The 24,066-nt window shown below is 67.1% G+C and carries 20 protein-coding genes; 9 read left to right on the top strand and 11 right to left on the bottom strand.

Translation table 11 applies throughout. The annotated features are described in order from the left end of the window. Positions 1-21: 21 nt before the first annotated feature. Genes WA965_RS13115 through WA965_RS13125 form a run of 3 tightly spaced genes read left to right on the top strand, consistent with a single transcriptional unit; the run spans position 22 to position 4,490 of the window. Positions 22-3,003: a bifunctional [glutamine synthetase] adenylyltransferase/[glutamine synthetase]-adenylyl-L-tyrosine phosphorylase gene (locus WA965_RS13115; RefSeq protein WP_526298403.1), complete on the top strand. Its 2,982-nt coding sequence runs from the start codon at positions 22-24 to the stop codon at positions 3,001-3,003. Beyond that, the gene (locus tag WA965_RS13120) at positions 3,004-3,633 is read left to right on the top strand and encodes a PaaI family thioesterase (protein WP_526298368.1); all 630 of its coding nucleotides are present in this window, start codon (positions 3,004-3,006) and stop codon (positions 3,631-3,633) included. After that, the gene (locus tag WA965_RS13125) at positions 3,630-4,490 is read left to right on the top strand and encodes a TIGR03619 family F420-dependent LLM class oxidoreductase (RefSeq protein WP_526298370.1); all 861 of its coding nucleotides are present in this window, start codon (positions 3,630-3,632) and stop codon (positions 4,488-4,490) included. Before WA965_RS13120 ends, WA965_RS13125 begins: the two co-directional genes overlap by 4 nt. Positions 4,491-4,493: 3 nt before the next feature. On the opposite strand, the gene WA965_RS13130 is transcribed toward WA965_RS13125, so the two are convergent. From WA965_RS13130 to WA965_RS13140, 3 genes are all read right to left on the bottom strand, one after another. Next, positions 4,494-8,030, bottom strand: coding sequence for a YncE family protein (locus WA965_RS13130; RefSeq protein ID WP_526298372.1), 3,537 nt, complete (start codon positions 8,028-8,030; stop codon positions 4,494-4,496). Between the two features lie 163 nt (positions 8,031-8,193). Next, positions 8,194-8,637: a DoxX family protein gene (locus tag WA965_RS13135; protein WP_526298374.1), complete on the bottom strand. Its 444-nt coding sequence runs from the start codon at positions 8,635-8,637 to the stop codon at positions 8,194-8,196. Between the two features lie 56 nt (positions 8,638-8,693). Continuing rightward, positions 8,694-9,182 carry a MarR family winged helix-turn-helix transcriptional regulator gene (locus tag WA965_RS13140; protein WP_526298376.1) on the bottom strand — a complete coding sequence of 163 codons (489 nt, stop codon included), beginning with the start codon at positions 9,180-9,182 and terminating at the stop codon, positions 8,694-8,696. Positions 9,183-9,281: 99 nt separating this feature from the next. On the opposite strand from WA965_RS13140, the gene WA965_RS13145 reads away from it, so the two are divergent. Continuing rightward, entirely contained in the window at positions 9,282-10,484 is a 1,203-nt protein-coding gene (locus tag WA965_RS13145) for an FAD-dependent oxidoreductase (protein WP_526298378.1), read from the top strand. Positions 10,485-10,575: 91 nt separating this feature from the next. Here the strand turns inward: WA965_RS13145 and glnA are convergent, their stop codons facing one another. Beyond that, positions 10,576-12,012 carry a type I glutamate--ammonia ligase gene (gene glnA / locus WA965_RS13150; RefSeq protein WP_178360008.1) on the bottom strand — a complete coding sequence of 479 codons (1,437 nt, stop codon included), beginning with the start codon at positions 12,010-12,012 and terminating at the stop codon, positions 10,576-10,578. A 147-nt stretch (positions 12,013-12,159) separates the two neighbouring features. On the opposite strand from glnA, the gene WA965_RS13155 reads away from it, so the two are divergent. Next, entirely contained in the window at positions 12,160-12,627 is a 468-nt protein-coding gene (locus tag WA965_RS13155) for an RDD family protein (RefSeq protein WP_526298380.1), read from the top strand. 6 nt (positions 12,628-12,633) lie between these two features. Here WA965_RS13155 and WA965_RS13160 read toward each other — a convergent pair whose 3' ends face one another. From WA965_RS13160 to sucB, 5 genes are read right to left on the bottom strand one after another with little or no spacing between them, the layout of a single operon-like run. Then, positions 12,634-13,386 (bottom strand): DUF4191 family protein, encoded by a 753-nt coding sequence (locus WA965_RS13160; protein WP_526298382.1) that lies wholly within the window; start codon positions 13,384-13,386, stop codon positions 12,634-12,636. A 4-nt stretch (positions 13,387-13,390) separates the two neighbouring features. Then, positions 13,391-14,323 carry a lipoyl synthase gene (gene lipA / locus WA965_RS13165; protein WP_526298384.1) on the bottom strand — a complete coding sequence of 311 codons (933 nt, stop codon included), beginning with the start codon at positions 14,321-14,323 and terminating at the stop codon, positions 13,391-13,393. Continuing rightward, the gene (lipB, locus tag WA965_RS13170) at positions 14,320-15,009 is read right to left on the bottom strand and encodes a lipoyl(octanoyl) transferase LipB (RefSeq protein WP_526298385.1); all 690 of its coding nucleotides are present in this window, start codon (positions 15,007-15,009) and stop codon (positions 14,320-14,322) included. The genes lipA and lipB overlap by 4 nt, the downstream gene beginning before the upstream one ends. A gap of 18 nt (positions 15,010-15,027) precedes the next feature. Then, the gene (locus WA965_RS13175) at positions 15,028-15,939 is read right to left on the bottom strand and encodes a TIGR01777 family oxidoreductase (protein WP_526298387.1); all 912 of its coding nucleotides are present in this window, start codon (positions 15,937-15,939) and stop codon (positions 15,028-15,030) included. Positions 15,940-15,951: 12 nt separating this feature from the next. Further along, positions 15,952-17,748 (bottom strand): 2-oxoglutarate dehydrogenase, E2 component, dihydrolipoamide succinyltransferase, encoded by a 1,797-nt coding sequence (gene sucB / locus WA965_RS13180; RefSeq protein WP_526298389.1) that lies wholly within the window; start codon positions 17,746-17,748, stop codon positions 15,952-15,954. A gap of 168 nt (positions 17,749-17,916) precedes the next feature. On the opposite strand from sucB, the gene WA965_RS13185 reads away from it, so the two are divergent. After that, positions 17,917-18,273 (top strand): oxidoreductase, encoded by a 357-nt coding sequence (locus tag WA965_RS13185; RefSeq protein WP_526298391.1) that lies wholly within the window; start codon positions 17,917-17,919, stop codon positions 18,271-18,273. Positions 18,274-18,296: 23 nt separating this feature from the next. Then, entirely contained in the window at positions 18,297-19,928 is a 1,632-nt protein-coding gene (locus WA965_RS13190; RefSeq protein ID WP_526298393.1) for an SDR family oxidoreductase, read from the top strand. Between the two features lie 59 nt (positions 19,929-19,987). On the opposite strand, the gene WA965_RS13195 is transcribed toward WA965_RS13190, so the two are convergent. After that, complete coding sequence (locus WA965_RS13195; RefSeq protein ID WP_526298395.1) at positions 19,988-21,523, bottom strand: leucyl aminopeptidase; 1,536 nt, start codon at positions 21,521-21,523, stop codon at positions 19,988-19,990. 41 nt (positions 21,524-21,564) lie between these two features. On the opposite strand from WA965_RS13195, the gene gcvT reads away from it, so the two are divergent. Both gcvT and WA965_RS13205 read left to right on the top strand, forming a co-directional pair. Then, the gene (gene gcvT, locus WA965_RS13200) at positions 21,565-22,662 is read left to right on the top strand and encodes a glycine cleavage system aminomethyltransferase GcvT (protein ID WP_526298397.1); all 1,098 of its coding nucleotides are present in this window, start codon (positions 21,565-21,567) and stop codon (positions 22,660-22,662) included. 32 nt (positions 22,663-22,694) lie between these two features. Next, on the top strand, positions 22,695-23,798 hold the full coding sequence (locus tag WA965_RS13205) for a branched-chain amino acid aminotransferase (protein WP_526298399.1): 1,104 nt from the start codon (positions 22,695-22,697) through the stop codon (positions 23,796-23,798). On the opposite strand, the gene WA965_RS13210 is transcribed toward WA965_RS13205, so the two are convergent. Beyond that, a partial coding sequence (locus WA965_RS13210; protein WP_526298401.1) for an adenosylcobinamide-GDP ribazoletransferase occupies positions 23,791-24,066 on the bottom strand: 276 nt, incomplete at its 5' end. The two genes, WA965_RS13205 and WA965_RS13210, sit on opposite strands and share 8 nt — an antisense overlap.

The raw sequence follows: 24,066 nt of genomic DNA on the forward strand, positions 1-24,066 counted from the left end.
GCCGGTGGCTGCACTACATTTCTGGATGTGGCCAAACCAGCGACGCAGCGTCCCAAGCTGCCCGGTGTGGGGCGGCTCGGGCTGGTCGAACCGCAGGCGCACGCTGACCTGAACGGGCTCGGTTGGAACACCGACGCCCATGTCGAGCTGCTGTGGTCGCTGTCGCGTGCACCCGACGCCGACACCGCGCTGCGCGCGATCGTGCGACTCGCCGAAGCGCTGGGCGACGACTGGCACGAACTCGACCGCGCGCTGCTCAAGGACCGCAGTCTGCGGGGCCGACTGTTCGCGGTGCTGGGCTCGTCGCTCGCGCTCGGTGACCACCTGATCGCCAACCCGGACTCATGGCACCTGCTGGCCGGCAACATCGTGTTGCCGTCGCCCGCGGAGTTGCAGACGATGTTCGCCGAGCGAACCGTCGACGTCGCGGGAGCGGCCACCGCCGTTCCGGCACTGCGGACCCTGTACCGCGACCGCCTGCTGGTGCTGGGCGCACTCGATGTGGCCTCGACGGTCGAGAACGAGCCGGTGCTGCCGTTCACCGTTGTCGGTGAACATCTTTCCGACCTCGCCGACGCGGCTTTGGGCGCTGCGCTGGACGTGGTGTCGCGGTCGGTGTGCGGTGACGCCACGCCTCCCGCGCTGGCGGTGATCGCGATGGGCAAGTGCGGGGCGCGGGAGCTCAACTACGTCAGCGACGTCGACGTCATCTTCGTCACCGACGACGGTTCGCACAGCAGCCTGGGTCTGGCCACCAGGATCGCCGGCGAGATGATGAGACTCGGTGCCGACGCGTTCTTCGAGGTCGACGCGGCGCTGCGGCCGGAAGGCAAGCAGGGTCAACTGGTCCGCACCCTGGACTCGCACGTCGCGTACTACGAACGGTGGGCCAAGACGTGGGAGTTCCAGGCGCTGATGAAGGCGCGGCCGGCGGCCGGTGACAAGGATCTGGGCCGCCGCTACATCGAGGCGCTGATGCCGATGGTGTGGACGGCCTGCGAGCGGGAGGACTTCGTTCCCGAGGTGCAGGCGATGCGCCGGCGTGTCGAGGAACTGGTGCCCGCCGGGGTTCGGACCCGTGAGCTCAAGCTCGGCAGCGGCGGCCTCCGTGACGTCGAATTCGCGGTTCAGCTCCTGCAATTGGTGCACGGCCGAAACGATGACGAACTGCACGTGGCGTCGACGGTCAATGCACTGGCGGCGCTGGGGATGGGCGGTTACGTCGGCCGGGACGACGCCGCCAACCTGACGGCGTCCTACGAATTCCTGCGGCTGCTCGAGCACCGGCTGCAGATGCAGCGCCTCAAACGCACCCACATGCTGCCCGAAGCCGACGACGAGGAAGCGATGCGGTGGCTGGCCCGGGCAGCCCACATGCGTCCCGACGGTCGCCACGACGCGCTCGGAGTGCTGCGCGAGGAACTCAAACGGCACAGTCGTCGGGTCTCGCGGCTGCACGCAAAGCTGTTCTACCAACCCCTTCTGGAATCGGTCGCTCAAGCCTCGCTGGGACTTTCGGACGGCATGAGCGCCGAATCGGCCGAACGTCAGCTCGCCGCTCTCGGTTACGAAGGACCACAGAGCGCACTGACCCACCTCGCCGCGCTGACCGGCGGGACCGCGCGCCGCGGCCGGGTGCAGCAGGTGCTGCTGCCGACCCTGTTGGACTGGCTGTCGGACACCCCCGACCCGGATGCCGGGCTGCTCGCCTACCGCAGGTTGAGCGACGAACTCTCCGACCAGCGATGGTTCCTGGCGACATTGCGGGACGAGGGGGCCGTCGCCAAGCGGTTGATGCACGTGCTGGGCACCTCGGCCTACGTGCCCGAACTCCTGATGCGTGCTCCCGAGGTGATCCAGCTCTACGCCGACGGACCCAACGGGCCCAAGTTGTGTGACGTCGACACCGAAGGCGCGGCACGGTCATTGGTGGCCTCGGCGGCCCGCCACACCGACCCACTGCGGGCGATCGCCGCGGCACGGTCGTTGCGCCGCAGGGAACTCGCCCGGATCGCCTCGGCCGACCTGCTCGGAATGCTCGAGGTCACCGACGTGTGCCGGCAGCTCACGTCGGTGTGGGTGGCCGTCCTGCAGGCCGCGCTGGAAGCGGTGATCCGCGCGAACACCCCCGAGACCGGACCACCGGCCCGCATCGCCGTCATCGGGATGGGCCGCCTCGGCGGAGGCGAACTCGGCTACGGCTCGGACGCCGACGTGATGTTCGTCTGCGAACCCCACGACGGAGTCGAGGAATCGGCTGCGGTGAAGTGGGCGGGCACTGTGGCCGAACAGGTCCGGACGCGACTGGGCACCCCGAGTGGCGACCCCCCATTGGAGGTCGACGCCAACCTGCGGCCCGAGGGCCGCAGCGGTCCGTTGGTCCGGACGCTGGCGTCCTATGCCGCCTATTACGAGCAGTGGTCCCAGTCGTGGGAGACCCAGGCGTTGCTGCGCGCACACCGAGTCGCCGGTGATCTCGAACTGGGAGAGCGCTTCCTGCTGATGGCGGACAAGACGCGCTACCCGGAGGGCGGCGTGTCGGCCGAGACCGTGCAGGAGATCCGTCGGATCAAGGCCCGGATGGACGCCGAACGACTGCCCCGCGGTGCCGATCCGAAGACCCACACCAAGCTGGGCCGCGGCGGGCTGGCCGACATCGAGTGGACCGTGCAGTTGCTGCAACTGCGCTACGCACACAAGATGCCCGCCCTGCACACCACCTCGACCTTGGAGGCCCTCAACGCCATCGGTGCAGCCGAGTTGATCGCCGAAGGCGACATCGAACTGCTGCGGGACGCCTGGCTGACGGCGACGCGTGCCCGCAACGCGCTGGTGCTGGTGCGTGGCAAGCCGACCGACCAGCTGCCCGGTCCGGGCCGGTTGCTCAATGCCGTTGCGGTGGCTGCCGGCTGGCGTGACGGGGACGGCGGCGAGTTCCTGGACAACTACCTGAGGATCACTCGACGGGCAAAAGCTGTGGTACTGCGGATTTTCGGAGGATAAGTGGAGTTCCCGTTCGACCTCATCAGTGCCGAGGATTACGCGCGACAGCGGGCGAGTTATGTGCCGCTGACCGATGCGCTGCGCAAGCTCATCGATGTCGGCATCCACACGGCGGTTGACGAGGCCACGGTGCGGGAGGCTCTCGGGCACCTCGAGGCGGCATCGAAGCTCCTGGAAGGCGAGCAGCGGCAGGCGACCTCGACACTGCGGCATGCCGACACGGGCCGACCGCTCGCATGGGCGAATCCCGCTGTGGGCCTGCGCAATGCGATAGCGCCGCCGATGATCATCGAACACGAGCCTGACGGAACCTGCTGGAGTGAGTTCACATTGGGCCCCGCCTATGAAGGCCCGCCGGGGTGGGTGCACGGCGGGATCTGCGCGCTGCTGCTCGACCACATCCTCGGCGAGGTGGCCAGCGAAGGGCTCAACCTGCCGAAGTTCACCGGCACCATCAGCGTGAAGTATCTGCGCGGAACACATCTGGGACCGGTGCGCGCAGAGGCATTTGTGGAGCGGTCCGAAGGATTCAAGTCCTTCGCGCGAGGATATCTGCGCGACGCCGAGGGCGTCACCGTGGAGGCCGAGGGCGTGTTCATCATGCCCGCGTGGGCGCGTGACGCCGGATGAAGTTCTACGTCTCGACCGCCTTCCTAGACACCCGCGAAGCAGTGGAGATCGCCAAGGCGGCAGATGATCTCGGCTACCACGGGATGGCGATCCCCGACCACGTCATCAACCTCGAGACGCTGCAGACACCGTATCCGTACACCAAGGACGGCAGCAGGCGGTGGGAGGCGTTCACCGATTGGCCCGACCCGTGGGTGATGATCGGCGCGATCGCGCTGGCGACCACGCGGCTGCGCTTCGTGACCACGGTGTACCTGCCGGCGATGCGTGATCCGTACTCGGCGGCGAAATCGATTGGTACGGCCGCTGTTCTGGCTGAGGGCCGGCTGGAACTCGGCATCGGTGTCGGCTGGTGCCGCGAGGAATTCGAATTACTCGGCCAGCAGTTCGAACGACGCGGCAAGCGCACTGACGAGATGCTCGAGTTGATGAAGGCGTTGTGGTCGCCGGGCTGGACGGAGTTCTCCGGCGAGTTCTACACCGCGCCGCGCATGGAGATGGAACCGACGCCGCCGCGCATCCCGGTTTACGTCGGCGGGTTGTCGGACATCGCGCTGCGCCGCGCCGCACGCCACGACGGCTGGATCGGGGATCTGATCACGACCGACAAAGCGTTGGAGCGCATTTCGGTGTTGCGGGAGCTTCGTACCGAAAAAGGCTTGTCCATGGATGGTTTCGAGGTCATCACCCCGCTGACCGATGCCTTCACACCCGAGCATTACGCGCGGGCCGAGGCCGGCGGGATCACCGGCATCATCACGATGCCGTGGATGTTCTACAGCGGACCCGACGGATCCCTCGACGACAAGATCGACGGGATGCGGCGCTTCCGCAAGGATCTGGGTTTGGAGGACTGAGCGCTACAGCCCGAGCCCTGCGCTCGCACCCACGACCGGCACCGTGACCGGGATCGCCAGCGTGCCGCCGTGACCGTCCTTGACGAAGACAGTGAAGTTGTCCTGTCTATCCGCAAGGGAAGCGTCGATGGCCGCGGCGGCCAGGCGAGCGGCCTCGGTGGGCGTGTACTCGAAGCCGCCGTCGGTGTCGACGACGACGCTGCCTTTGATGGTCGTGGTGCTGCCGGTGAAGGTCAGGGGGTCGTTGTTGGGGTCGGTCGCGGTCGCGCCGCCGATCACCACGCCGGTGATCAGGTTGGCCGCTGCAGTGAAGGATCCGTTGGTGGGCGGCCGGTTCAACGATGGCCCGATGTCGACGGTCACCGGCACGGCCAGCGCGCCGCCGTTTCCGTCGAGCACGGTGACGGTGAATTCGTCGACTTTGTCAGCCGGGGTCGCATCGTCGGCGTTCGCCTGGTGCCGGGCCGCATCGCTGGGGGTGTACACGAATGTGCCGAGGGCGCTGACGAGCACGCTGCCCTTGCTCGTCAGACCTGAACCCGTGTAGGTCAGCGGATCTCGCTCGGGGTCGACCGCCGTCACGACGCCTGTCACCTTGCCGCTGGCCCACTGCGGTTGACTGGCAACAGAATTACCGTTCGCCGGCGCCTGATTCTGGTGTCCCAGCGGCGCGATGTCGACCCGGACAGTCAGGGCCCTGATGCCCCCGTGGCCGTCGTCGATGGTGACGCGGAAGCTGTCTGTCCTGTCCCACGAGGGCGCGAATCGCCTACTGGCCGCGGCCCTGGCGTCGTCGGTGGGAGTGTAGGCGAAGGTTCCGTCGCTGCCGATCGTGACTTGCCCCTTCTTCGTGACCGATGCTGTGGCATAACGTAATTCGTCGTCGTCGGCATCGGTTGTGGTGATCCTGCCGGTCACCAGGCCGCTGTTGGGGTTGGTGAACACATCGGCGACCGAGGCGCGCGTCGGAGCGGAGTTGACGGGCTTGACCGTCACGGTGACCGCGACGGTGGTGATCCCGCCGTGGCCGTCGTCGACGCTGACGTCGAAGGTGTCCCGCGTGGCGTCCTCGGTGGCATCGTCTGCTGCGGCGGCGTGCCGGGCTGCTGGGGTCGGGGTGTAGGTGAATCGGCCGCGCGATCCCGCCACCACGGTTCCGCCCAGTGCGGTCGCCGACGCGGTGTAGGTCAGCGCATCCTTGTCGGTGTCCTTGCTCGTGATGGTGACAAAAACCCTGTCGCTGAACCACGATGAGGTGGCTCGGGCGGTCGCGGTGGGTGCCGCATTGCCGGGCTTGATCTTCACCGTCACAGTGAGGGGGGTGACGCCGCCGTGACCGTCGTCGACAGTGACCACGAAGGTGTCCTGCTTGTCGGCCTCGGTGGCATTGCTGTTCGCCGCGGCATGCCGTGCGGCCGCGGTGGGCGTGTAGGTGAAGGTGCCTTTTCCGTTGGTCACCACGGTGCCGCCCTTGGCGGCGCTCGAGGCGGTGTAGGTCAGCGCGTCCTTGTCGGCGTCTTTACCGGTGACGGTGACGATGACGTTGGCGCTGAACCACGATGAGACGGCTCTGGCAGTGGCGGTCGGTGCCGTGTTGGCCGGCGCGATCACCACGGTGACCGGCACTGTGACGACACCGCGGTAGCCGTCGCTGACCGTCAGCGTGAAGCTGTCCCGCTTGGCGCCGTCCGGAGCGTTGGTCGCCGCGGCCGCGTGGCGTGCTGCGGCGGTGGGGGTGTAGGTGAACGAGAACACTCCGTTGCTCTGGGTGACGGTCACACTGCCCTTGCCCGGTGTGCTCACGGTGTGTGTCAGCGGGTCGCCATCAGGGTCGAGTACCACCACCGATCCGGTGACTACACCGGAAGCGTTGGGGGCGTTGACCACAGGCGCCGCGGCGGTGGGGTCGACGTTCGGCGCGATGAGTGAGATCACATGGATGCGGTCGGAGCTGAAGTCCGTCCAATACAGCTGTGCCCCATCCGGACTCAAAGCGACAGCCGGAGGCCCTCCGATGAGATAGGGATTCGCGACGATGGTCGTCAATTCGGCTTTGGTGGCGATGTCGTAGACCGACAGCTTCCCGTCGTCGCTCCTGGCGACGAACAACGTCGTACCGTCAGCGCTGACCGCCACGTCGAACGGCACGCCCACAGCGACCGGGATGCTGTCGACCACCTGACGGGAGGTCGTGTCGATGATCCGGATGCTGCCGGTCGGGTCGGCCACGAAGACACGCGATCCGTCGGCGTTGAAGGCCACTCCCAGCGATCCGGGCGTGACGTCGGCGATCGTGCCCGCGGACAGCGAATACGGCGAGAAGTAGGACACGTCACCGGTGGCGTTGCTGGTGGTGTAGATCCTGGCGCCGTCGGCGCTGATCGCAATCGACGACACCCCCGTACCGACTCCGTATACCGTGCCGACGATCCAGTTGGTCGCTGTGCTGATCTTCGACACCGTGCCATCGCCGCTGTTGACGACGTAGACCCTGGAGCCGCTGGGATTGACCGCGATACCGGTGGGAGTGTCGCCAACATCGATGGTCCTGATCACCGAGAACGTGGCCGTGTCGATCACCGACACGGTGCCGGCTTCCGCGCTGGTGGCGTACACACGGTCCCCGTCGGGGGTGATCGCCAGCCTGGTGGGCGCGGACCTCAGCGAAATCGTCTGCAGCAGGGTGCCGTTGAGGGTGTCGAGCACGCTGATCGAGTTGCTGCCGGAATTGGCGACGTAGGCGCGGGTATCGGTGGCCACCACGTCGGTCGGCTTCTCGCCGGCCACGATGTCGCCCACCCGGGTGATGACCGCGGCCTGTTCCGGCGTCAGCAGCGCGGTCGTGACCGCACCCCCGGTCGGTGTGGTGAGCGTGGCGGGATCGGTCTGGCCGATCTGGCGGCGGGCGGCAGCCAGCAGGACCCACAGGGCAGGTGATTCGACCGGCAACTGTGCCGGTCCGCCGGTGGCACCCAGCAGCGGTGCCAGAACGGAGGGCAGGGCGACGGCGGTCGACGCTGCGATGGGCGTTACGAGCGGAGCCTGGTCCGCCGGGGTCCCCGCAGGTTCGGCTGGTGGTGCGCTCACCTCCGGCGGAGCGGGGGCAGCCTCGGCGGGCGCTGGATTCTGCACGGGCGCTTCGGGTTCGGGCGTATCAACAGGCGCGTCGTCGTTGTGCTGGAGTTCGGCCTCGGTGGAGAGGCCCGCTCGTTTTCTGCGTGGACCGTCGTGATCGTCGTCCGACAGTGGCGGCTCTTGCGATTCGGCGACCGCGTCGACGGTGTCGGTGTCTTCGTCGTCAACGGCAGGAGCGCTGTCTGCGGAGTCGTCGGAATCCGCGTCCGTCGCGTCCTTTGTGTCCGTCGCGGGCGCACGCTTGGATGTATCCGCGGCACTCGGCGACGATCCCCCGGAGGACGAATCCGCCGTGCCCCCGGTGTCGTCGGCTAACGCGACTCCGGGCGTGGTACCCAGGCCGAGACCCACGCCCAGGGCGAGCGCCAACGCACCGATCCGTCCGACATTGTGTGCATACCCCACGGCCAGCCCCCGATAATTAGCCTCACGGTCAATTAACGGGTCATCCTATGCAGGCCGCGGACGAAGGTGCCGGTGCTTTGCCGATATTGGACCGCGGACGGCCTACAAACCCGGACGCCATGGGCGCCTCTCGAGCCCGGAGCGCGCCGCAGCAAATGCTATTTCAGAATCGGGTGGCCACCGATCCCCGACGTCGACCGTCGACCGACCACGCGCCGGCTCCGGTCGTCGCCAACAGCAGGAAGCCGAAGCAGAACAAAATCGCCGTCTCGCCTCCGTTGCCGCCATTGGCGAACGGCCAGAAGCTAGCCGGCTCGCCGCCGAGAATTGCCCAGTGCTGCCAGAAGTAGGCCACCGCCATCTGTCCGGCAGCGATCAGCGCGGCGATCCGGGTGAAGAACCCGACGGTGATCAGCACGCCGGTCACCAATTCGATCAGGCCGGCCCACCAGTACGGCCAGGTGCCGACAGGAACGGCTTCGCCCAGTGGCCAGCCGAACAGCTTCATGGTGCCGTGCAGCGTGAACAGCAGCCCTAGCACGATGCGGAAGATGCTCAACACGGGGGAGGAGACGCCGGCCAGTCGAGCGTCCAGTTTCTGTGTCATGGCTGTGAGCCTACCGCTGCGGACTGCGGTCCGTATGTCCCTGCGGCGAAAGTTCTTCAGTCCGTCACGGCATGGCCGGATTCATTGACGCTGCGTTCGACGACGGCAGTGATCTCGTTCAGAAAATGGCAGACCGCCCGCTGGTGTGCCGGCGAGAGACGGTGTCCGACATCGTCGATGGCACGCACGATCGGCGCCCAGGTGTCGAAGAGCAGATCGACCGCGTGCGGCAGGACGCGCACGCTGACACGACGCCGGTCGTGATCGCTGCGAATGCGCTCGATGAATCCGTCCCCCTCGAGGCGATCCAGCAGCACCGTCACCGAGGCCGATCGCAGGTCCAGGCGGCGGGCCAACTCGCTGGGCCCCAACGGGCCGTGGAGGTGGAGCAGTCGGAGAGCCTGCATGTCTGTGGCGTTGAGCCCCATCCGTCGTGCCTGACGTCGCTGCAACTCGTCGTGGGCGGTGAGGAATCCCCGCATCGAGAGCATGGGGTCACTGAGTCCGGCCAGCCAGTGCCCGGATGCGTCGCGCTGGTGGTCCACCGTGCACTCCTGGAGAAGATGTTTCGAAGAACATGTATTTCGATAATCTAGTTAGACACTATAAATCAGACATCGAACTCCAGGACGGGATCAACTTTCGTGACTCGCCACGCCGTCATCTCCGGGGCCGGCATCGCCGGCCCCGCGGTGGCTCATCAGCTCGCCGCCCGTGGATGGCGGACCACCGTCATCGAGCGTTTCCCTGAGCGACGTGACGAGGGACAGAACATCGATGTGCGCGGAGCGGCGCGCGAGGTCGCCCGCCGAATGGGGATCGAGGACGATCTCCTCGCAGCCAACACCGGGGAAGTGGGAATGCGCTTCCTGCGGGCAGACGGCTCGCCGGCAGCGTCGTTCCCCGTGAGTGCGCCCGGCGAAATCGACGGCCCCACAGCGGAAGTCGAGATCCTACGCGGAGAGCTGTCCCGCATCCTGATCGAGCACACCCGCAACAGCACCGAATATCGCTTCGACACCCAGATCGTCGATCTGACCGATCGGCGCGACCTGACAACGGTCACTGTGAGTGACGGCACGACGATCGACGCCGACCTCGTGGTCATCGCCGAGGGATTGCGTTCCCGGTCGCGCAGGTTCGTCACATCCGCCGACGTCAACGACCTCGGCATGTACTTCGCCTACGTCACCCTGGCCCGCGACGACACCGATGACCAGTGGTGGAACTGGCAGCACGCCACCGGTTCGCGCGCCGTGCACCTGCGGCCGGACAACCTCGGTACCACCCGCGCGATCCTGACGTTCATCTCCGAGGTGCGCGGCCTCGAGGACCTGCAGCCGACCGACCAGATCGCCATCCTCAAGCGAACCTTCGCCGATGTCGGCGGCGCGGCGCCGCGGGTGCTCGCAGAACTCGACGAAGGCGCCCCGATGTACTTCTCGGCGGTGGGCCAGGTACGCGCCGCCGAATGGAGCAGGGGCCGCGTCACACTGCTCGGCGACGCCGCGTTCTGCAACGCGACCTTCGGCGGTGGCGGCACCAGTCTGGCTCTCATCGGGGCCTACGTCCTGGCGGGAGAACTGGCCCGCACCGACGATCTGCGCGTCGGCCTCGATCGCTACGAAGCATTCATGCGTCGACAGGCCGACGCCACCCCACCCGTTCGGATGAGCGTGCTGCGCCGGGCGAATCCGCAGTCCCGCAAAGGTATCGGCGCTCTGCATGCGGGGGCGCGGATCGTCGCAAGCCCGGCCGGTCGAGCCGTGATGAATCTGCTCGGCCAGCGACTCGTCCACGTCGCGGCCGACGGCATGCGGCTACCCGACTACCCACCGGCACCCTGAAACGCCGACGAGCCCACCTCGTCGGCGGAGATCGCCGAAGGGATGGGCTCGTCGCGCGTTGTCCGACTGAACGTCGCGTCGGTGGTGTCGACTAGACGTCGTAGTACAGCGAGAACTCGTACGGGTGAGGCCGGATCTGGATCGGCATGATCTCGTTCTCCCGCTTGAACGAGATCCACGTCTCGATCAGGTCGTTGGTGAACACGCCTCCCTCGGTGAGGTACTCGTGATCCTCTTCGAGCTTGTCGATCACCGCCGAGAGCGACGTCGGCGCCTGCGGGATGTTGGCGGCCTCCTCGGGCGGCAGTTCGTAGAGATCCTTGTCGACCGGAGCCAACGGTTCGATCTTCTTCTTGATGCCGTCGATGCCGGCCATCAGCATCGCCGCGAACGCGAGGTACGGGTTGCCCGAACTGTCGGGGCAGCGGAACTCGAGACGCTTGGCCTTCGGGTTGTTGCCCGTGATCGGGATACGCACACACGCCGAGCGGTTGCGCTGGCTGTACACCAGGTTGATCGGTGCCTCATAGCCCGGCACCAGGCGCTTGTAGGAGTTCACCGTCGGATTGGTGAACGCCAGCAGCGACGGCGCGTGGTGCAGGATGCCGCCGATGTAATGGCGCGCCATGTCCGACAGGCCGGCATAGCCCGACTCGTCGTGGAACAGCGGCTTGCCGTCCTTCCACAGCGACTGGTGGGCGTGCATGCCCGACCCGTTGTCACCGAACAGCGGCTTCGGCATGAACGTGACGGTCTTGCCGTTGGCCCACGCGGTGTTCTTGATGATGTATTTGAACAGCAACACGTCATCGGCCGCGTGCAGCAGCGTGTTGAACTTGTAGTTGATCTCGGCCTGGCCGGCGGTGCCGACCTCGTGATGACCACGCTCGAGCACAAAGCCCGCGTTGATCAGGTTGGTGGCCATCTCGTCGCGCAGGTCGACGTAGTGGTCGTACGGGGCGACGGGGAAGTAGCCGCCCTTGGGGCGCACCTTGTATCCGCGGTTGGGGCTTCCGTCGGCCTCGAACGGCTCGCCGGAATTCCACCAACCCGACTCCGAATCCACCTCGTAGAACGTGCCGTTCATCTTCGAGTCGAAGGCCACCGAGTCGAAGATGTAGAACTCGGCCTCAGCACCGAAGAAACAGGTGTCCGCGATGCCGGTGCTGGCCAGGTAGTTCTCGGCCTTGCGGGCGACGTTGCGTGGGTCGCGCGAGTAGGCCTCGCGGGTGAACGGATCGTGGACGAAGAAATTGAGGTTGAGCGTCTTCGCGGCACGGAACGGATCGATCTGTGCGGTCTCGGGATCGGGCAGCAACATCATGTCCGATTCGTGAATGGACTGGAACCCACGCACCGACGAACCGTCGAATGCGAGGCCGTCCTCGAAAACGCTCTCGTCGAACGCCGAAGCCGGGATCGAGAAGTGCTGGACGACGCCAGGCAGGTCGCAGAACCGGATGTCGACGTACTCGACCTTCTCGTCCTTGATCTGCTTGATGATGTCGTCGGCAGTCTTTTCAGCCACTGATTGGTCTCCTTGTTTGTGGTAGGCCCGGGTCGACGCTATGGAGTCGATGTTGCACTGCTGTCAACCATATGTTGCGCCGACGTTACGCATGGCCTTCTCCGTACCTCTGCCAGCGCACTTCCGGCGCACACTTATCCTGGCTGCATGGCCCGCGCAACTGGTTCCGGTTTGGGTTCGTCTCTGTCGGGTCCCAGCACCCCCGAGCCCGGGGCCTACCCGGGTGAGCGCCTCGGGCTGCCGCAGACGGGGTCGGATTCCATCGCCCGGTTCGGCCGGCGCATCGGCGCGCTGTGTGTCGACTGGCTGGTCTGCTACGGGCTGGCGGCGTTGGCGATGACTGCCGGCCTGGTCAGCCTGTCGATGCTCTCGACTGCCGTCCTGGTCGTCTGGTTGGTGCTGAGCGTCATCTCGGTGCGATTGTTCGGATTCACCCCGGGTCAGCTGGCGCTGGGCTTGAAGGTGGTGTCGGTCGACAACCGCGCCCATGTGGGTTCGGGACGGGCGCTGGGCCGCGGGTTGCTGCTCACGCTTGTCATCCCGGCCCTGTTCACCGACTCCGATCTGCGTGGCCTGCACGATCTGGCGACCAAGACCGCCGTTGTCAGGCGGTGAAGGTCGTCACTTGCGCCGGACGGTGCGCTGGACCCCGCGCATCTTGGCCTGCGCAGGCAGTGGCCCCTTCGGCATCGCCGCCGGGCCGATCTTGCTCCCGAGCGCGACGAGCTTGGACTCGAGCGAATCCATCTGCTTGACGGTGATGTTGGACGGCAGCTTCGTCAGGTGTCGTTCCAGCTTGGAAAGCGGCACCTCACCCTCGCCGTTGCCGATCACGATGTCGTAGATCGGGACGTCGCCGACGAGTCGAGCGGTGCGCTTCTTCTCCTGGGCGAGCAGCGGCTTGACGCGGGAGGCGGAACCCTCACCGACGAAGATCACGCCCGGGCGGCCGATCACGCGGTGCACGGCGTCGAAGTGACCGGTGGCCGCGACTCCGGGAGTGACCCGCCACTTGCCGCGCAGGTTCTCCAGCGCCCACGCCGCGGCCCCGGTCTGTCCCTCGGCCTTGCGGTACACCGCCTTCTGGGCGCGGCGGCCGAAGATGATGAACGCCACCAGGCCCCCGAGGAGCACGCCGAGCGGGATCATCATGAACATCGTGAACCCGCCGGCGAACAGCCCGGCAGCCACCGACGCGCCGACGATCAGCACAAACGCACCGATCATGTAGGGCAGTAGCCGCTTGTCCTCTTTGCGCTGGATCTGGAACGCCTGCCACAGCTGGCTGCGGCGCTGCTTGGAGGCCGCCTTGCGGGTGGCCTTCGCTTCGGCCTTGGCCGCCTTCACCTCAGCGGGGTTACGCGTTTTCGCCATTCGTTCAGGATACGGCGGGCCGGGACGCCGCCGTCTGCGCATACAACTTGCCCGCCCGATACGAGGATCGGACCAGTGGGCCGGCCAGTACGCCGGCGAAGCCGATGCCCGTCGCGAACTGCTCGTGCTCGACGAACTCGTCCGGGTGGACCCACCGCTCGACGGGATGATGACGGGCCGACGGTCGCAGGTACTGGGTGATGGTGACGATGTCGCAGCCCGCCTCGTGCAGGTCACGCAGCGCGTCGCGGACTTCCTCGGGGGTCTCGCCCATGCCGAGGATGAGGTTGCTCTTGGTCACCAATCCGTCTTCGCGCGCCATCGTGATCACCGAGAGGCTGCGGTCGTATCGGAAGCCCGGTCGGATCCGTTTGAAGATCCGCGGGACCGTCTCGACGTTGTGTGCCAACACTTCCGGGCGTGATTCGAAGACCTGCGCGAGAAGTGCGGGGTCGGCGTTGAAGTCCGGGATCAGCAGTTCCACGCCGGTGTTGGGGTTCAGCGCCTTGATCTGCCGGACTGTCTCGGCGTACAGCCAGGCGCCGCCGTCGGGGAGGTCGTCACGGGCGACGCCGGTGACGGTGGAGTAGCGCAGCCCCATGGCCTGCACGCTCTCGGCGACCCGGCGAGGCTCGTCGCGGTCCAGGTCGGCGGGCTTGCCGGTGTCGATCTGGCAGAAGTCGCAGCGGCGGGTGCACTGCTCGCCGCCGATGAGGAAGGTGGCCTCGCGGTCTTCCCAGCACTCGAAGATATTGGGGCAGCCGGCTTCCTCGCAGACCGTGTGCAGACCCTCGCGCTTGACCAGGTTCTTGAGCTCTTTGTACTCCGGGCCCATCTTGGCCCTGGTCTTGATCCACGGGGGCTTGCGCTCGATCGGCGTCTGGGCGTTACGCACCTCGAGCCGCAGGAGCTTACGGTTACCGGGTTCGACACTCACTGCATCGATGGTACTGCGTCGAGGTCTCGGTGGAGTCGTCCGTCGAGAGCGTCACACACCGCATCGGCGACGCGGTCGGTGACGTCCTCGACCCCGACCCTGCGGCCCAGTTCCGCGGTCAGCGACGTCACCCCGGCATCAGCGATCCCGCACGGCACGATGGATCCGTACGCGCCGAGGTCGCAGTCGCAGTTGATCGCGAAGCCGTGCAGCGTCGTCGCCCTGGCCACCCGGATGCCGATCGCGGCGACCTTGCGTGCGGGTCGGTGGCGGTCGCCCTGGACCCACACCCCGGACCGGCCCTCGATACGGACCGTCGGCAGGCCCAGCTCCTCGCATACTGTCATCAACGAATCTTCAAGGCGGCGAACGAAGTTCACGACATCGAGTGGTTCCGCCAGGCCGATGATCGGGTATCCGACGAGTTGTCCGGGCCCGTGCCAGGTGATCTTGCCGCCCCGGTCGGTGTCGACGACGGGGGTGCCGTCGGCAGGGCGCTCCTCGGCCAGGGTGCGCCGACCGGCGGTGTACACCGGGGGATGCTGAAGCAGCAGCAGGGTGTCCGGACCGCCCGCGACGCGAGCGTCTGCCAGTTCGCGTTGCAGGTCCCACGCCGTCTGGTAGTCGACGGTGCCGAGCCGCCTGACCTCAATGGTTCCGTTGCCGGACCGGATCGATTCCGCCATGGATATCGACGGTACTCCTCAGTCGCCCTTGGGGGCGGTGGCGAAAGCCAGGGCTTCGCCGATGGTGTTGTGGTGGAACTGGAACCCGGCGCGCTCCAACTCCGCGGGAATGGCACGCTGACCGCCGAGCAGTCCTTCGTCGGCGAACTCGCCGAACACCGTTCGCAGCGCGAAGCCGGGCACCGCCAGCAGCGTGGGACGGTTGGTGGTGCGCCCGAGCGCGGTGGTGAACTCGGCGTTGGTGACCGGCGCAGGTCCGGTGAAGTTGACGGGGCCGGCCAGGTCATCGTGGCTGATGGCGAACAGCAGAGCGCGCACCTGGTCCTCGAGGCTGATCCAGGGCAGGTACTGACGCCCGTTCCCGAGTCGCGCGCCCAGACCCAGCGAGAACAGCGGTTTGAGTCGGCCCAGCATGCCCCCGGACGGAGCCATCACCAGGCCGGTGCGGGTCAGCACCACCCGCACCCCGGCGCGTGCGGCCGAAGCGGTCGCGGCCTCCCAGTCGACAGTGAGCCTGGCGAGGAAGTTGCGCCCGGGAGGCGCCGTCTCGTCGACCGGATGGCTGCCGGCGTCACCGTAGTAACCCACCGCGCTCGCATTGATCAACACGGGTACTCCGGCGTCGACGACGGCGCTCGAGAGCACCTCGGTGGGGCCGATGCGACTGTCTCGCAGACTCTGCTTGAACGCCCCCGACCATCGCTTCTGGCCGACGTTCACCCCGCACATGTTGACGACGGCACCCACCCCACGCAGTGCACCCGGATCGAACTCGCCGCTGTCGGGATCCCAGTACACCTCGTCGGCGTTCGACGGTGCCCGTCGCACGATGCGCAGGACGCGGCGGTCGGTGGCGCGGAGCGCGTAGACCAGGGCCGTACCGATCAGACCCGAGGATCCCGCGATAGCGATGACCGAATCTGATGGCATCGACACAGCGCGCTACAGACCCAGATCCGCCTCGAACGCACCCTCTTCGAGGCGCCGTTTGATCGTGGTGACGAAGCGACCGGCATCGGCGCCGTCGATGAGGCGGTGGTCGTAGGTCAGCGGCAGGTAGCACACCGACCGCACGCCGATCGACTCGTTGCCGAACTCGTCGACGATCACCCGCGGCCGCTTGACGATCGCCCCGGTGCCCAGCATCGCCGCTTGCGGCGGAACCAGGATCGGCGTGTCGAACAGCGCTCCCTGGCTACCGATGTTGGTGATGGTGAAGGTTCCGCCGGACAGTTCGTCGGGTTTGAGGTCACCTGAGCGAGCCCGCGCCGCGATGTCGGCGATGGCCCGCGCCAACCCACCCAGGGAGAGGTCACCGGCGTTCTTGATCACCGGCGAGAGCAGACCCTGCTCGGTGTCGACCGCGAAGCCGAGATGCTCGGCGTCGTAGTAGGTGAGCTCCTTGGCGTCCTCGTCGTAGCTCGCGTTGACGTTCGGGTGGATCTTCAACGCATCGATCACCGCTCTGGCGATGAAGGGCAGGTACGTCAGATTGACACCCTCGCGCTCGGCGAACTTCGCTTTCGCCTTCGATCGCAGCGACACGATCTTCGTCATGTCGACCTCGTGGGTCTGCGTCAACTGCGCTGTGGTCTGCAGCGATTCGCGCGTCTTCTTCGCGGTGATCTGACGGATCCGGTTGGCCTTCTGCTTGGTTCCGCGCAGATGAGCCAACGCCGCCTCCGGAGGAGGTGCGGCCGAGGCCGCCTTGGCGGGGGCTTCGGTGGCAGGCTCCGCTTTGGGGGTTTCCTTTGCAGCCTTCTTTTCGTCGGCTGCCGCGAGAACGTCCTGCTTGCGAATCCGGCCACCGACGCCGGTGCCCTTGACGGAGGTGAGTTCGACGCCGTGCTCATTGGCCAGCTTGCGCACCAGCGGGGTGACGTACGGACCGCTGTCCCCGCTCGACGAGCTCTCGGCCGCAGCGGGCGCGGGCTCGGACTTGGGTTCCGGCTCGGGCTCGGGCTTGGGCTCGGGCTTGGGTTCGGGCTTGGGTTCGGGCTTGGGCTTGGGCTCGGACTTCGGTTCGGGCTTGGCTTCGGGTTCCGGCTCGGGCTCGGGTTCCGGCTCGGGCTCAGGTTCCGGCTCGTCAGCGCTCGAAGAATCCGCATCGCCGATCTTGCCGAGCTCGCCGCCGACCTCGACGGTGTCATCCTCTTCGGCGGTGATGGAGACCAGGGTCCCGGCCACCGGGGACGGGATCTCGGTATCGACCTTGTCGGTGGAGACCTCGACCAGCGGCTCGTCGACCTCGACGCTGTCCCCGACCTTCTTCAGCCAGCGGGTCACCGTTCCCTCGGTGACGGACTCGCCGAGTTCAGGCATGTTCACCGGGGTGGCCGAACCTGACGAGCCGGCCTTCTTCGCGGCGGGCTTGGACTCCGGCTCCGGCTCCGGCTCCGGTTCGGGTTCGGGTTCCGCCTCAGCCTCGGGCTCTTCGGGTTCGGCTTCCGGCTCCTCGGCGGGGGCAGCGTCATCACCGTCACCGCTGTCGCCGTCGTCGTCGGCATCACCGATCACCGCCAGCTCGCCGCCGACCTCGACGGTGTCGTCCTCCTGGGCCACGATCTTCTTCAACACACCCGCGGCCGGTGACGGGATCTCGGTGTCGACCTTGTCGGTCGACACCTCCAGCAGCGGCTCGTCCTCCGCGACCGTGTCTCCCTCTTGCTTGAGCCAGCGGGTCACTGTCCCCTCGGTAACGCTCTCACCGAGTGCGGGCATCTGGACGGAGATGGCCATTGTGTCGTGGCTCCCTTGCACGGTCTGAGGTGATCGAAGTGTCGGTTCCCATCCTGTCACGTCCGCTCTCACGTTTCGTCGCGGACGGGGGTACTGGCTGCTCTGGCACTATCGAAAAGAATGCAATGAAAGCACTGAGCGCGGATAAGCCGGAAGGAGCCAACCCAGGTGGGACTGTTCGACAAGCTTCGACGCCGACGCGGCGGGAGTGGCGCCGCATCCGGGGGCCCGGCTTCCGATCTCCGTTATCTGCAGCAGTGGGTCGCGGAGCACAAGGGCGTCGAGGCGTTCATCGAACCGAAGACGACGGTCACCGAGGTCACCGTCGTCCTGGTTGCCGCCGACGGTGAATGGACTCGGCGCAAGGCCGGAGGGGACCGCGGAGCGCGTCGGCTGAGCGACCGCTTGAAGATCCCGGTGTACGACGTCCAGAAGGTCGGATACCCGCAGCGCATGCGCGACTACGACGCCCGCGCGCGGGTGCAGCGAAAGCGTGCCCTGCGCGAGGAGCTCGACGACCGCTAGTAGTGTCCGCTCGCGGAGGTGTCATGACCCAGCGGTGTGTCGAGAGCAGCGACGGCGTCGAGATCGCCGTGTACGAAGAGGGCAACCCTGACGGACCCACGCTGGTGATGGTCCACGGCCACCCCGACTCCCATGTGCTCTGGGATGCGGTGGTGCCGCTACTGGCCGACAGTTTCCGGATCGTGCGCTACGACAACCGTGGAGCGGGTGGTTCCTCTGCGCCCAAACGTACTTCGGCGTATCGCATGGCGCGCTTCGCCGACGACTTCGCCGCTGTCGTCAACGCCGTGTCCGACGGGCACGCCGTGCACGTGCTCGCCCACGACTGGGGGTCAACAGGAGTCTGGGAGTTCCTCGCCCGCCCCGAGGCCGCCGAGCGCGTCGCCTCGTTCACCTCGGTTTCGGGACCGAGCCACGATCACGTCAATCGCTACCTCGTCGACACGTTGAGCCGGCCGTACCGTCCCCGGCGGTTCCTGAAGGGGCTCAGCCAGGCCGGGCGATTGGTGTTGATGGTGCCCCGTTCGGTTCCGGTGAAGATGTACCGCGCCAACTTCGGCACCACGCTCAACAGGGCCCGTCCCGATCACCGGGTGGACGTGCCGGTACAGCTCATCGTCGGTGCCGACGATCCCTACCTGCGACCGCACTTCTATGACGACATCGCGACGTGGGCGCCGCGGTTGTGGCGCCGCGACATCATCGCCGGACACCGTGCGCCTGCTACGCACCCGCAGGTGCTGGCGCGCTCGGTCAGCCAACTCGTCGAACACCTCGAAGGTGCTCCCGCCAGCCGGGAACTGTTGCGCGCCAAGGTCGGTCGCCAACGTAAAGCCTTCGGCGATACCCTGGTGTCGGTGACCGGCGCCGGCAGTGGCATCGGTCGAGAAACAGCGGTGGCTTTCGCCCGGGAGGGGGCCGACGTGGTGATCAGCGACGTCGACCGAGCCGGGCTCGACGAAACCGCACATCTGGTCGCCGCCACCGGCGCTGCGGTGCACAGCTACACCCTCGACGTCTCCGATCCGGTCGCCGTCGAAGCGTTCGCCGAACGGGTGTGTACCGAGCACGGCGTTCCCGACGTGGTGGTGAACAACGCGGGCGTCGGCCATGCGGGCTTCTTCCTCGACACCCCGGCCGAGGAATTCGATCGGGTGCTCGACATCAACTTCGGCGGGGTCGTCAACGGCTGCCGGTCGTTCGCCAAGCGACTTGTCGAACGGGGGACCGGAGGGCACATCGTCAATGTCGCGTCCATGGCCTCCTATGCGCCGGTGAACGTCATGAACGCCTATTGCACGTCCAAGGCGGCGGTCTACATGTTCTCGGATTGCCTACGTGCGGAATTGGATACGGCCGGCATCGGGCTGACGACGATCTGTCCCGGCGTCGTCGGCACCAATATCGTGGAGACCACCCGCTTCTCGCTGCCCGAGTCCCGCAGCAACGACGCCGAAACGGTTCGCCGACGGGCGCGCAAGGGATTCGGGGCACGCCGCTACGGACCTGAGAAGGTCGCCAGCGCGATCGTCGCCGCGGTGACGGCGAACAAGGCCATCCGGCCGGTGACCCCCGAGGCATACTTCGTCTACGGCGCCGCTCACGCGCTGCCGCCTGCGATGCGGAGCGCCGCACGCGGCGGAAGCGTGATGTGAGGCCGCTCGGCTGCTAGCCGTTCTCGGCTCTGCCGATCAGCCGTTCTCGGCTCTGCCCATCAGCCGTTTTCGGCGATGTCCTCCAGGACCGCGAACATCGTCCGCGTCGGCACCCCGGTGCCGCCCTTGGGTGTGTAACCCCAGGGGCCGCCGGAGTTGTACGCAGGGGCCGCGACGTCGATGTGGGCCCACTGCACTCCGTCGGCGACGAACTCCCGCAGGTAGGTTCCCGCGACCAGCATGCCCGCGTACCGGGAGCCGCTGACGTTGGCCAGGTCGGCGACCGTTGACTTGAGGTCGTCCTTGAGCTCCTCGGGCAGCGGCATCGCCCAGCCGTTCTCGCCCACACCCTGGCTGATCTCGGCGACGCGGTCGCGGAACTCGTCGCTGCCCATCACGCCCGGGGTGCGGGCTCCCAGTGCCACCGTCTGCGCGCCGGTCAGCGTCGAGGTCTCGATCAGGTAGTCGGGCTCGTCCTCACACGCCCGCACGATGGCATCGGCCAGGACCAACCGGCCCTCGGCGTCGGTGTTCAGAACCTCCACGGTGATGCCGCCGTACTGGGTCAGAACATCGCCGGGCCGCTGCGCGGTGGCCGACGGCATGTTCTCGGCCATCGGCACGGTCGCGATGACATCGATCGGCAACTGCTGTCTGGCAGCTAGGGCCACCGTCGCGATGACGGCCGCGGCGCCACCCATGTCGGAGGTCATGTGGTGCATGTTGGCGGCGGGTTTGATCGAGATGCCGCCGGTGTCGAACGTGATCCCCTTGCCGACCAGCGCGACCCTCTTCGACTTCTTGTTCTTGGCGCCCTTGTGCGTCAGGCGCACCAGCCGCGGCGGGCGCGAGGACCCCTTGCCGACGCCGACGACGCCGCCGTAGCCGTCCCTGGCGAGTGTCTTGTCGTCGAGCACCTCCACCTCGAGACCCGTCGCATCACCCAAAGCCTTGGCGCGCTTGGCGAATTCGGCGGGATACAGGTGGCTCGGCGGAGTGTTCACAAAATCCCGGGCGGTGGCGACCGCGGTGGCGATCGCCTCCGCGCGCGCGGCTGCCTCTTTCGTCGCCGACTTCGTGTCGGGAGTGAGCGCGGTGATCCTGCGCAGACCCGCGTCCTTGGGAGCGGTCTTCTCGCTGCGGAAGTCTGTGAACCGGTAGGCGCCCAGGATCAGGCCTTCGATCGCCGCCTCCAGGTCGAGATCCGACAGGGTGGTGAAGACGGTCTCGACGCCGGTCAGCGAGCGCGCGGCGGCACCGGCGGCCCGGCGGATCGTCTCGGCCGGCCACTCGTCGCGTTCTTTGCCCAAGCCGACCGCCAGCACGCTTCGCAGCGGTAGCGACGGTGCCACCACCCGGGTCAACTGTTCCGAACCGCCTTTGGCGCCCAACGCGTTGAGGGCGGCCTCGATCTCGCCGACCACCTCGGCATCGAGGTAGGGGTTGGCGACGACCTTGGCCGCCGCTTCGGTGCCATCTTGGTCTGCACCGCTGGCGACGACGGGCACGATGAGCACCGAAGAGGCGACGTTGCGCTTCGGCAACGCGCTCGCGACGGTGACGGTGGGGGACTGGTAACCGGCAGGAGTGCTCACGGTGGTTCACCCTATCCACTGGGCTACTAGTGTGGTTGGGCGTGACCGACAACCTGTTGCAGGGCCCTCTGGAGAACCGTCACCGCGACCTCGGCGCGAGCTTCGCCGAGTTCGGCGGTTGGCTCATGCCGGTGTCCTACGTCGGCACCGTCGCCGAACACACCGCGACTCGCACCTCGGTAGGCCTGTTCGACGTCAGCCACCTGGGAAAGGCTCTGGTGAAAGGGCCGGGGGCAGCTGAGTTCGTCAACTCCGCCCTCACCAACGACCTGGGCCGAATCGGTCCGGGCAAGGCGCAGTACACGCTGTGCTGCACCGAATCAGGCGGCGTCATCGACGACCTGATCGCCTACTACGTCTCCGACGACGAGATCTTCCTGGTGCCCAACGCCGCCAACACCGCGGCCGTCGTCGCCGCATTGATCGAGCATGCCCCCGACGGCCTGACCATCACCGACGAGCACCGATCGCGCGCCGTGCTGGCGGTACAGGGACCCAAGTCGGCCGACGTCGTCGGCGGGCTGGGTCTGCCCACCGACATGGACTACATGGGCTACGCCGATGCGGTGTTCGGTGGTGTCGAGGTCCGGGTCTGCCGCACCGGTTACACCGGAGAGCACGGCTACGAGTTGCTACCCCTCTGGGACGAGGCTGCGGTGGTGTTCGACGCGCTGGTCGAGGCCGTCGCCGCGGCCGGTGGGGAACCCGCGGGCCTCGGCGCGCGCGACACCCTGCGCACCGAGATGGGTTATCCGCTGCACGGACACGAACTGTCGCTGGACATCTCACCGCTGCAGGCGCGCTGCGGCTGGGCGGTCGGCTGGAAGAAGCAGGCGTTCTGGGGTCGCGAGGCGTTGCTCGCGGAGAAGGAAGCCGGGCCGCGACGGACACTGCGCGGATTGCGGGCGGTGGGCCGCGGGGTGCTGAGAGGAGATCTCACCGTGCTCGACGGCGATACTCCGATCGGTGTGACCACATCGGGCACGTTCTCCCCGACGCTGAAAATCGGGATCGCACTGGCGCTGATCGACACTGCGGCCGACATCGCCGACGGTCAGCAGGTTGCCGTCGACGTCCGCGGACGCATGATCGAATGCGAGGTCGTCAAGCCACCGTTCGTGGACACGCGCACCCGCTAAATCGCTAGCCTGCCGGTTATACAATCGCTTTCATGACTGCAGGCCTCGAGTTCACCGTCGATCGCAACGCGAATCCGGCGAGCGACGGGGTACGGGCCGAGATCCTCGCGAATCCCGGCTTCGGCAAGTTCCACACCGACCACATGGTCTCGATCGATTACACCGCCGGACAGGGATGGCACGACGCAAAGGTCCTTCCGTACGGCCCGATCGAGCTCGACCCGTCGGCGATCGTCCTGCACTATGCGCAGGAGGTTTTTGAAGGTCTGAAGGCCTACCGCTGGTCCGACGGCTCGATCGTGTCGTTTCGGCCCGACGCCAACGCCGCCCGGTTGTGCAGATCGGCGCGGCGGTTGGCGATCCCCGAACTGCCTCCCGAGCTGTTCATCGAGTCGCTGCGGCAGCTGATCGCCGTCGACGAGCCCTGGGTGCCGCCGGCCGGTGGTGAGGAGTCGCTGTATCTGCGGCCCTTCATCTTCGCCACCGAACCCGGGCTGGGGGTGCGCCCCGCCAACGAATACCGGTACCTCGTCATCGGCTCACCCGCCGGCGCCTACTTCCCGCGGGGCATCAAACCGGTCAGCGTGTGGTTGTCCACCGAATATGTGCGAGCCAGTCCCGGTGGTACCGGCGCCGCCAAGTTCGGCGGCAACTATGCGGCGTCGCTGCTGGCGCAGGCCGAGGCCGCTGAGCAGGGCTGTGATCAAGTGGTCTGGCTGGATGCGACCGAACGCCGCTATGTCGAGGAAATGGGCGGCATGAACCTGTTCTTCGTGTTCGGCAGCGGTGGCACCGCCCGTCTGGTGACCCCGGAGCTGTCCGGTTCGCTGCTGCCGGGCATCACCCGGGATTCGTTGTTGCAGTTGGCAACCGATGCGGGATTCGCGGTCGAGGAACGCAAGATCGACGTCGACGAATGGCAGAAGAAGGCCGCGGCAGGGGAGATCACCGAGGTGTTCGCGTGCGGCACCGCCGCAGTCATCACACCGGTGTCGCACGTCAAGCACGGTGACGGTGAGTTCACCATCGCCGACGGCGAGCCCGGCGAGATCACCATGGCGCTGCGCGACACGTTGACCGGCATCCAGCGCGGCACCTTCGCCGACACCCACGGCTGGATGGCCCGGCTCAGCTGATCGCCATCCCGACCGCGGCAACGGTCGTCGTCATTTCGACCGCGGCACCAAGCACGTCGCCGGTGATGCCGCCGAACCGGCGCACACAGTGCGACACCAGGGCCGCGCTGCACAGCAGGGCGACGAGCACTACCAGCGGACCCTGCCAGAAATGCACACCCGCCGGGATCGCCGCTGCCGTAATCCCGAGCACCCACGCTGCCACCACCCAGAGGGGCTGGGTGCCCGCGACGGCGCCGCCGAGCGCGCTGCCTGCGGCCGCCGGAAC

This window comes from Mycobacterium sp. (genome assembly GCF_049683935.1).
Lineage (GTDB): Bacteria > Actinomycetota > Actinomycetes > Mycobacteriales > Mycobacteriaceae > Mycobacterium.

Excerpts from the sequence above, each read along its gene's own strand:
- WA965_RS13125 (WP_526298370.1), top strand. The coding sequence starts at position 3,630 with ATGAAGTTCTACGTCTCGACCGCCTTCCTAGACACCCGCGAAGCAGTG.
- WA965_RS13135 (WP_526298374.1), bottom strand. The coding sequence starts at position 8,637 with ATGACACAGAAACTGGACGCTCGACTGGCCGGCGTCTCCTCCCCCGTG.
- WA965_RS13155 (WP_526298380.1), top strand. The coding sequence starts at position 12,160 with ATGGCCCGCGCAACTGGTTCCGGTTTGGGTTCGTCTCTGTCGGGTCCC.
- WA965_RS13160 (WP_526298382.1), bottom strand. The coding sequence starts at position 13,386 with ATGGCGAAAACGCGTAACCCCGCTGAGGTGAAGGCGGCCAAGGCCGAA.
- lipB (WP_526298385.1), bottom strand. The coding sequence starts at position 15,009 with ATGGCGGAATCGATCCGGTCCGGCAACGGAACCATTGAGGTCAGGCGG.
- WA965_RS13175 (WP_526298387.1), bottom strand. The coding sequence starts at position 15,939 with ATGCCATCAGATTCGGTCATCGCTATCGCGGGATCCTCGGGTCTGATC.
- sucB (WP_526298389.1), bottom strand. The coding sequence starts at position 17,748 with ATGGCCATCTCCGTCCAGATGCCCGCACTCGGTGAGAGCGTTACCGAG.
- WA965_RS13190 (WP_526298393.1), top strand. The coding sequence starts at position 18,297 with ATGACCCAGCGGTGTGTCGAGAGCAGCGACGGCGTCGAGATCGCCGTG.
- WA965_RS13205 (WP_526298399.1), top strand. The coding sequence starts at position 22,695 with ATGACTGCAGGCCTCGAGTTCACCGTCGATCGCAACGCGAATCCGGCG.